The organism is Nocardia sp. CC201C, from assembly GCF_030010695.1.
Lineage (GTDB): Bacteria > Actinomycetota > Actinomycetes > Mycobacteriales > Mycobacteriaceae > Nocardia > Nocardia otitidiscaviarum.
This window is the reverse complement of record NZ_JASCXP010000357.1, coordinates 1-7905: the sequence shown is the minus strand read 5'-3', so window position 1 is coordinate 7905 and position 7905 is coordinate 1. Positions and strand designations below refer to the sequence as shown.

The following is a 7905-nucleotide window of genomic DNA, read 5'->3' as shown; positions in this document are numbered from 1 at the left end:
CGAGCGCGTGCCGCCGGGTGGGCGGCCGCACGGCGATATAGGTGTTCCGGTGCGCGCCGAGTCCCGCACCGGAGTCGCCCCGGACGGTGGCGGTGCGGATGTCGAGATCCTTGACTACGTCCATTCCCGATCAGGTGCCCACCCGCGCGGCGGCCCAAACCACCCGTGGCAACCCTCCTTGACAGAGGTGTGGCAGATGCCCCGCACACGGGCCGGAGCGCGGCGGGGTCGGCGAAGATCCGGGCTTGGGGGGCACACCCCGCATTCGGTCAGGAGACGGCGGGCGCCGCGAAGATCCGGGCGATGAACGCGGCGGTGGCCTCGTGCATCGCCGCGTTCATATCGGTGTGCGCGCCGAGGCCGAGGACGGTCCGGAAGTCCACGCCGTGCGCGGCGAACTGAGCCATCAGGGCGGCGTGCAGCGGGGAGGGCACCGTGGTGTCGGTAGCGTTGACCAGCAACAGGATCGGGCGGTCGTACCCGGCGACGGGTACCTCCATGTAGCCGGTGAGCGTGCTGCGGAATCGGTCGTCCACCAGCGGCTGGGCCAGCAGGTCGCCGAGGGACAGTCCGGCCAGGCGCTCGGCGATCTGCGCCGAGCACAGCCCACCGATGCTGTCGAGCACCGCGCGACCGGTGGGGCTGAGGTAGTGGTTCACGTCGAAATCCGGTCGGGCGGCCCGCAATCCGGCGAGAATGTAGGCGGAGAAATCGGTGATCTTGTCGAGCGCGCGGGCGTTCGGTACCCACGGACCCATCAGGGGTGCGACCTTCTCCACATCGGATTCCGGATCGAGGGCGATGGTGCCGCGGAAGTCGAGTTCGGGAGCGTAGGTGGCCTGGAGGTGGGCCGCGCCCAAGGCCGCCTGGCCGCCCTGTGATTCCCCGAAGACCGCCCAGGTGCGGGAGAGACCCGGATTCGCCGCCCGCGCGGCCCGCACCAGATCGATGGCCGCGGTGGCTTCGGTGCGGATCTCCAGGTAGGGGTGCGTGCCGGTGTCGAAGCGCCCCAGGCCCAGATAGTCGGGGGCCACCACGGCCACCCCCCGGGCCACCAGGTCGCGAAACAGCGGCCACAGGTCGTCGGCGTCCGGGGTGGTCTGTCCGCCGCAGTTCGGCCCGAGACCGCTGGTGCCGTGGTCGTACACCATGATCGGCCAGCCGTCCGGCGGCGGCGGTCCGGCGGGAACGAACAGTGCGCCGCTGGCGGGGACCGGTTCGCCCTGCGATCCGGTCATCCAGTAGTCGATCACCGCCCCCTGGGCCATGCCGCGCCAGCCCGCCGGTTGGGCGATGACGTCGATGAGGCCGCCGGGCGTCGCGGCGGGTGCGGCGGTGGCCGGTGCCGCCGTGGCCAGCAGGGCGACCGCCACCGCGGATCCGATCAGTGCCCGACGCAGCGCGCCCATGAATCAGCCTCCTATCGCCTGTGCGGGCCGCCGCCGACCCGGTCCGACGGTAGCTGATCCATAGCTAGAGAACGGCGACCGGGGCGACCGGCGTTCCGGTCGCCCCCACGAAGGGTTCCGGCATGGCGGACAGCAGAAACTCGTATCGCCGTTCCTGCGCGCACACCGCCGACAGTTCCTCGAGATTCCAGTTCTGCCCCTGCACCATCCCCATATCGACCAGGTGCAGCGCGTGCACCGCCAGGAAGAGGTTCTCGATCTCCGGCGGGAAGATCTCGAAGACCAGCGTGTCGTTGGCGACGGCCGCGACATCGCGCGCGTGGAACCATTCCGGGCATCGGATCGACAGTCCGGGCGAGGGCATGGCGTAGGCGTCGCGGTCACCGGCGAGAAAGAGCCGCAGCTGTCCGGTGCGCACCAGCACCACGTCCCCGGCCCGCACCCGCACTCCCCCGAAATCCTCGGCCGCCGTCAGATCCTCCGGTGTGACAGCGTGATTCGACGGCAGGCTCGCGACGCCGTGGGCGGCCGCCACATCCAGCAGCACACCGCGCGACACGATGTGACGCGCCTTCTCGATGCCGCTGAAGGCGCAGCCGTGGTGGGCGGTGATGCTGTCGGCGGGGCGTCCGTTGTAGATGCGGCCGTGGTAAGAGATGTGTGTCAGCGCATCCCAGTGCGTTCCGGCCTGCAAACCCATCGTCACCGCGTCGTCGCTGGTGGCGATGGTCCCGGGGCCGAACATCTCCCAGTTCACCGCGAGCATGGTGTGCAGCGGGTTCACCCGGCCGGGAATCAGCCCGGTCTGGATCCCCTGCTGGCGCAACGGCACCGCCAGCGGCACCCGCCGTCCCGTCCGCACCGTCGCGGCCGCGGCCCGCACCACCTCGTCGGTGATGAGGTTGAGCGTGCCGATCTCGTCGTCGGAACCCCAACGCCCCCAATTGTTCACGCGCTCGGCGACGGCCAGGAACTCGGACGGTAGCGCCATGGTGGGCAAACTACCGGAAAAATCGCCCGCGCCACACCGGCGTGAAGATTGCCGACCGGTAGCCCTAGTGGTTCCATGAGCCCACGACCTGATGGTTTGGCATCCCGCACACCGAACGCTGCCCACCCGAAACACTGTGCTGGCGAAAGGGGCTGCGCCGGATGCCTGCGCGCGAGAAACGCTGGTGCCATTGCGGAATCACACTGCTCGCGGCGATCGCGACCCTCGCGCTCACGAGCGCGCCCGCATCCGCACACGACGGGGGCCGCGCACCGGTCGGCGCGAACGACTGGAGCTGTACGCCCACGGCGGCGCACCCGGAACCGGTGCTGCTGGTGCACGGCACCTGGGGCAACCAGAACTCCTGGGACACACTGGCTCCCGTGCTGAAGACACACGGCGTCTGCGTGTTCACGCTCAACTACGGTCACGCCGCCGCCAGCCTGCGCGGCACGGCCCCGGGCGTCTTCGGGACGGCGGATATGCGCACCTCCGCCAAGGAGCTGGCGGCCTTCGTCGACCGGGTGCGCACCGCCACCGGCGCGGCGAAGGTCGATGTGGTGGCGCACTCCCAGGGCGGCCCCCTGGTTCGGCAGTATCTGCGCTTCGAGGGCGGTGCGCATCGAGAAGACCCGAGCCGCACCAGCATTCGGCGTCTGATCAGCATCGCCGCCACCCATCACGGCACCACCGCCGAAGGCCTGCGCTACCTGCTGCCCTCCGGCAGCGCCGGTGCGGTGGCCGACAGCCTGATCGCCCGGGTGCTGGGGACCGCGGCAGCGCAGCAGCTCATCGACAGCGAGTTCCTGGCCACGCTCAACGCCGCCGGTGACACCGAACCCGGTGTCGCCTACACCGCCATCGCCAGCCGGGTGGACCGCGTGGTCACTCCGCCGGAGGCCACCTTCCTGCGCGCCGGACCGCGCGCCACCGTCACCAATGTCTGGGTGCAGGACGTCTGCCCGACCGACACCCACCACCACGGCATCCTCCCCGAATCCCCCGCTGTGTCCTATCTGGTGCACCGGGCGCTCGGCCTGCCCTATCGCGGCACACCCTGCCCCGCGGACTGACGCTCCGGCCGATCCCGCCGCAGCGCTCCCGGCCGGGGCGGTCCGGCCGGTCCGTCACCCTCTCATGACGCGCGCCGCGCGGGCACCGACGCACCGTCGAGTTGGCGCAGCAGCTCGGCGGTGGTCGACACCGCGCCGCAGCGGCGGGCGGTGTAGTTCAGGGCCATCAGGTGCTCCTCGCGGCTGAAATCCGCCGTGGCGTCCAGGGCCAGGAAGGGCCGCACATCGCTCATGAAGGCTTCGGCGGCGCTGAGCATGCAGCCCATATGGGCGTAGACGCCGGTGACCAGGAGATGGTCGCGGTTGTAGTAGCCGAGCAGTTCGCGCAGGTCGGTGCGCTGGAAGGCGGAGTAGCGCCATTTGGTGACCTGGATGTCGCGGTCGTCGGGGCGCAGTTCGGCGATCACCTCGGTCTCGGGGCCGTGCGACATGCCGGTGCCCCAGAAGTCGGCGAGGATGCCGCGGCGGGACGGATGCTGGTCGCCCGGCTGCATGGTGTAGATGACCGGAATCCCCAACTCGTGGCAGCGGTTTCGCAGTCGCGCGATATTGGCGATGAGGGTGCGCGCCGGTTCCGCCCCGGTGTCGTAGGCGGCCAGGAAGTACTGCTGCATATCGTGGATGAGCAGCGCGGTGCGGGCCGGATCGACGGTCCACTCCACCTGATTGGCGGTCACCTCCTCGGGCGTGGGCATCGGATAGGGCGCGATCGGCGGAATAGGCATGAGATCTCCCGAAGTCGTGTGCGTGGCGGTCAGCCGACGGTGAGCGGTAGGTCCGCGATGCCGAGCGGAGCCAGGATGCGCTGGAATTTGCCGGTGGTCTCGGCCAATTCGGCCACCGGATCGGATTCGGCCACGATGCCGCCGCCCGCGTGCGCCAGCAGGCTCAGACCGTCGGCGGCCAGTTCGGCGCAGCGAATGCTGACCATCCACTCGCCATTGCCCGCGGCGTCGCACCAGCCCACCGCGCCCGCGTAGAAGCCGCGGTCGCCCTCGAGTTCGGCGATCAGCCGCGCCGCCTCGGCGGTGGGGGTACCGCAGATGGCCGGGGTGGGGTGCAGGGCCGCCGCCAACTCCAGTGCGGAGGGGCCGTCGGCGCGCACCGTGGCGGTGATCGGGGTGCCGAGATGCCACATCTCGGGGGTGCTGGTGAGTTCGGGGGCGGGCGCGACCACCTCGGCGCAGCGGTCGCGCAGCACGCCGCTGACCTGGTCGACCACATAGCGGTGCTCGTGCTGATCCTTCGAGGAGCCGAGCAGTGTCTCCGCCACCACCCGGTCGGCCCGCTCGTCGTCGAGAATCCGCCGTGCCGATCCGGCCAGCGGATGGCTGAGCACCTCGGTGCCGTCGCGTCGGAGCAGGATTTCCGGGCTCGACCCGACGAGATGCCTGCCGGTGTACGGCGCGCCCGCGGCGGACAGGTCCACCAGGAAACCATTGCCCATGGGATCGGTCGACACCAGGCGGTCCAGGATCTCCACCGCCCGCGTCGCGACGGCGGCACGGGCGCGAATCGACCGGGCCAGCACCACTTTTCGAATGGGATGCGTCTCATCGGCCAGCAGCCGCACCGCCGCGGCCACCCGCCGCACGTGGGTGTCGGGCTCCGGAACGGCGGCCTCGAAGTCGAAGACCGGACGGCTACCGGCGTCGGGTACGTAGCCGGATTCGGTCACGGTGATCGAGTCCGGCGCCCACAGCGCCGCCGGGGCGTCCGGCGCGAAGGGCAGCGCGCCGACGATATGGCCGACCTCGCCCGCGCGCAGCGCCGACACCGCATCGTGTGCGGATCGGAAGACGCGGCCACCGCGCCCCGCCACCACCGTGCGGTAGGGGCGGGCGAGCACGAAGGCGGGGTCCGCGCTGTCGGTCGAATCGGTATCTGGTGTGGCGGAAATAGGGATCATCCTCTCGGGTCACATATCGAGGGTCGCGCCGCCGTCCACCCGCAGATCGTGCAGGGTGATGTGGCGAGCGTCGTCGGATACCAGAAAGCGCACGGCCGCGGCGATATCGGCGGGACGCGCGATGCGGCGCAGCGGGATGCCGAGCCGGAACTGCTCGGGATCACCGGCCAGCAGACCGGCGTGGGCGGCATCGTCGAGGGGGTGGTCGTCGCCGTCGGCGTACAGGCCGCGCAGCATGGCGGTGTCGGTGGAGCCGGGTGAGACCAGGTTCACCCGGACGCCGTGCGGAGCGACCTGGAGGGCGAGCGCGCGGGTGTAGGCGGTGGCGGCGGCCTTGGCGGCGCAGTAGGCGGCCATGCCGACGCGGGGCGTGCTCGCGGCGTTGGAGGAGACCACCACGATGGCGCCGCGTCCGGCGGTGACCATCTCCCGGGCCGCCCGCTGGGTGACGTGCATGGTGCCGGTGGCGTTGACTGCGAAGCTGCGGTCCCACACCTCCGGCGTGATATCCAGTGCCGTCCCGGAATCCATGACTCCGGCGGCGTGCACCAGCACGTCGGCCGGGCCGAACTCGCCGGTGAACCGGTCGAAGGCGGCTCGCACCGATGTCGCGTCGGCCACATCCACCTCGGCGGCGTGCACGGATCCGCCGGTGCGGTCGGCGATCTCGCGCGCCACCTGGTGCACCCGCGGATCACGGTCCCAGAGCGCCAGCACTTGCGCTCCGCTCGCGAGTTCGGCGGCGACGGCCGCTCCGATCCCCGCGGCCGCGCCGGTCACGACGACCGCGCGCTTACCCGAATCGATCATGAGCATAAGGTTAGCCTAACCTGATAAGAATAGGGGCGCGTGCCGCTCCCCGGTGTGCGCGAGTGTCGACAGAATCCGTGAAAGAAGGTGTGCCCCAATGCCATCGACCGTTCTCCCCGGCTTCGTCCCGTGGCCGACCGATGAGGCGCGACGGTATCGAGAACTCGGCTGCTGGACCGGAGAGACCTTCGGCGACGTGCTCGCCGCCCGCGCGGCCACCGCCGGAGCGGCCGTCGCGGTCGTGGACGAGCGGCACCGCTGGACCTACGCCGAACTCGACCACCGCTCCCGATCGCTGGCCACCGGGCTGGCCCGGATCGGCATCCGCCCGCGCGATCGGGTGCTCGTACAACTGCCCAATCGCGCGGAATTCGTGGAGGCGGTCTTCGCGCTCTTCCGGCTCGGCGCGCTGCCGGTGTTCTGCCTGCCCGCGCATCGGCAGGCGGAACTGGTGCCGATCGCCACGGCCAGCGCCGCCACGGCCGTCATCACCAGCGGGGTGCATCAGCGCTTCGACTATGTGGCGCTGGCGGATTCGGTCCGCGCGCAGGTGCCGTCCCTGCGCCATATCCTCGTGGTCACCGACGACGCGGACGCCGCGCTGCCGGAGGGGGCGCACGATATCGCGGCCTTGCGGGACGAACCCGGTGAGCTGCCCGCGCCCGCGGCGAGCGATGTCGCCTTCCTGCAACTGTCCGGCGGCAGCACCGGTATTCCGAAGCTCATTCCCCGCACCCACGACGACTACCTCTACAGCGTGCGACGCAGTGCCGAGATCTGCGAACTCGACACCGACACCGTCTATCTCGCGACCCTGCCGGTGGCGCACAACTTCCCGATGAGCTCGCCCGGCATTCTGGGCGCGCTGTGGGCGGGCGGCACGGTGGCCATGACCCCGGACCCCACGCCCGCGACGGCCTTCCGGGCCATCGAACGCTTCGGGGTGACCATCACCGGGCTGGTGCCGCCGCTGGCCCGGCTGTGGGTGGAGAAGGCCGAGAGCGGCGACACCCCGGACCTGTCCAGCCTGCGGGTGGTGCAGGTGGGCGGGGCCCGCTGCCAGGAGGAGTTGGCGCGCCGGGTGGGTCCGGCGCTGGGCGTGACCCTGCAGCAGGTCTTCGGCATGGCCGAGGGCCTGGTCTGCTACACCCGGCTCGACGATCCGCTCGAGGTGGTGGTGAGCACCCAGGGCCGCCCGATGTCCGAACACGATCGCGTCATGGTCGTGGACGACACCGGCGCGGAGGTGCCGCCCGGCGCGCCGGGAAATCTGATCACCCACGGCCCGTACACGATTCGCGGCTACTACGACAATCCCGAGGCCGATGCCCGCAGCTTCACCGCGCAGGGCTGGTACCGCACCGGCGATATGGTACGCATCCGCCCGGACGGCAATCTGGACGTGCTGGGCCGGGCCGGGGACTGGGTGAACCGCGGCGGCGAGAAGGTCTCGGCCGAGGAGTTGGAGGCGCATCTGCTGGCCCATCCGGGAATTCGGGACGCGGTCATCGTCGGAACCCCGGATCCGGTGCTGGGACAGCGCATCTCCGCCTTCGTTCAGCCCACCGACCCGGCGGACCGGCCCACCCTGACCAGCGTGCGGGCCTTCGTGCGCGAGCGCGGGGTGGCGGCGTGGAAGATGCCGGACACGGTGGTGGTCGTGGACGAGTTCCCGGAGACGGGCGTCGGCAAGACCAGTCGCAAGGAACTGCG

7 protein-coding genes are annotated in these 7905 nt (G+C 70.9%); 2 read left to right on the top strand and 5 right to left on the bottom strand.

Going from position 1 to position 7905, the window contains the following annotated elements:
• Positions 1-269 precede the first annotated feature (269 nt).
• A complete protein-coding gene (locus QK444_RS28200) occupies positions 270-1409 on the bottom strand; it encodes an alpha/beta fold hydrolase (RefSeq protein WP_282785178.1) in 1140 nt (379 codons plus the stop codon).
• A 64-nt stretch (positions 1410-1473) separates the two neighbouring features.
• The gene (locus QK444_RS28195; RefSeq protein ID WP_282785177.1) at positions 1474-2400 is read right to left on the bottom strand and encodes a cyclase family protein; all 927 of its coding nucleotides are present in this window, start codon (positions 2398-2400) and stop codon (positions 1474-1476) included.
• A gap of 161 nt (positions 2401-2561) precedes the next feature.
• Between QK444_RS28195 and QK444_RS28190 the strand changes: the two genes are divergently transcribed.
• Complete coding sequence (locus tag QK444_RS28190; protein ID WP_282785176.1) at positions 2562-3473, top strand: alpha/beta fold hydrolase; 912 nt, start codon at positions 2562-2564, stop codon at positions 3471-3473.
• A gap of 62 nt (positions 3474-3535) precedes the next feature.
• Here QK444_RS28190 and QK444_RS28185 read toward each other — a convergent pair whose 3' ends face one another.
• Genes QK444_RS28185 through QK444_RS28175 form a run of 3 tightly spaced genes read right to left on the bottom strand, consistent with a single transcriptional unit; the run spans position 3536 to position 6198 of the window.
• Entirely contained in the window at positions 3536-4198 is a 663-nt protein-coding gene (locus QK444_RS28185) for an isochorismatase family protein (protein WP_282785175.1), read from the bottom strand.
• A 29-nt stretch (positions 4199-4227) separates the two neighbouring features.
• Positions 4228-5382: a chorismate-binding protein gene (locus QK444_RS28180; protein ID WP_282785174.1), complete on the bottom strand. Its 1155-nt coding sequence runs from the start codon at positions 5380-5382 to the stop codon at positions 4228-4230.
• Between the two features lie 9 nt (positions 5383-5391).
• Entirely contained in the window at positions 5392-6198 is an 807-nt protein-coding gene (locus QK444_RS28175) for an SDR family oxidoreductase (protein ID WP_282785173.1), read from the bottom strand.
• A 91-nt stretch (positions 6199-6289) separates the two neighbouring features.
• Between QK444_RS28175 and QK444_RS28170 the strand changes: the two genes are divergently transcribed.
• A partial coding sequence (locus QK444_RS28170; RefSeq protein ID WP_282785172.1) for an AMP-binding protein occupies positions 6290-7905 on the top strand: 1616 nt, incomplete at its 3' end.

Excerpts from the sequence above, each read along its gene's own strand:
- QK444_RS28200 (WP_282785178.1), bottom strand. The coding sequence starts at position 1,409 with ATGGGCGCGCTGCGTCGGGCACTGATCGGATCCGCGGTGGCGGTCGCC.
- QK444_RS28195 (WP_282785177.1), bottom strand. The coding sequence starts at position 2,400 with ATGGCGCTACCGTCCGAGTTCCTGGCCGTCGCCGAGCGCGTGAACAAT.
- QK444_RS28190 (WP_282785176.1), top strand. The coding sequence starts at position 2,562 with ATGCCTGCGCGCGAGAAACGCTGGTGCCATTGCGGAATCACACTGCTC.
- QK444_RS28185 (WP_282785175.1), bottom strand. The coding sequence starts at position 4,198 with ATGCCTATTCCGCCGATCGCGCCCTATCCGATGCCCACGCCCGAGGAG.
- QK444_RS28180 (WP_282785174.1), bottom strand. The coding sequence starts at position 5,382 with ATGATCCCTATTTCCGCCACACCAGATACCGATTCGACCGACAGCGCG.
- QK444_RS28175 (WP_282785173.1), bottom strand. The coding sequence starts at position 6,198 with ATGCTCATGATCGATTCGGGTAAGCGCGCGGTCGTCGTGACCGGCGCG.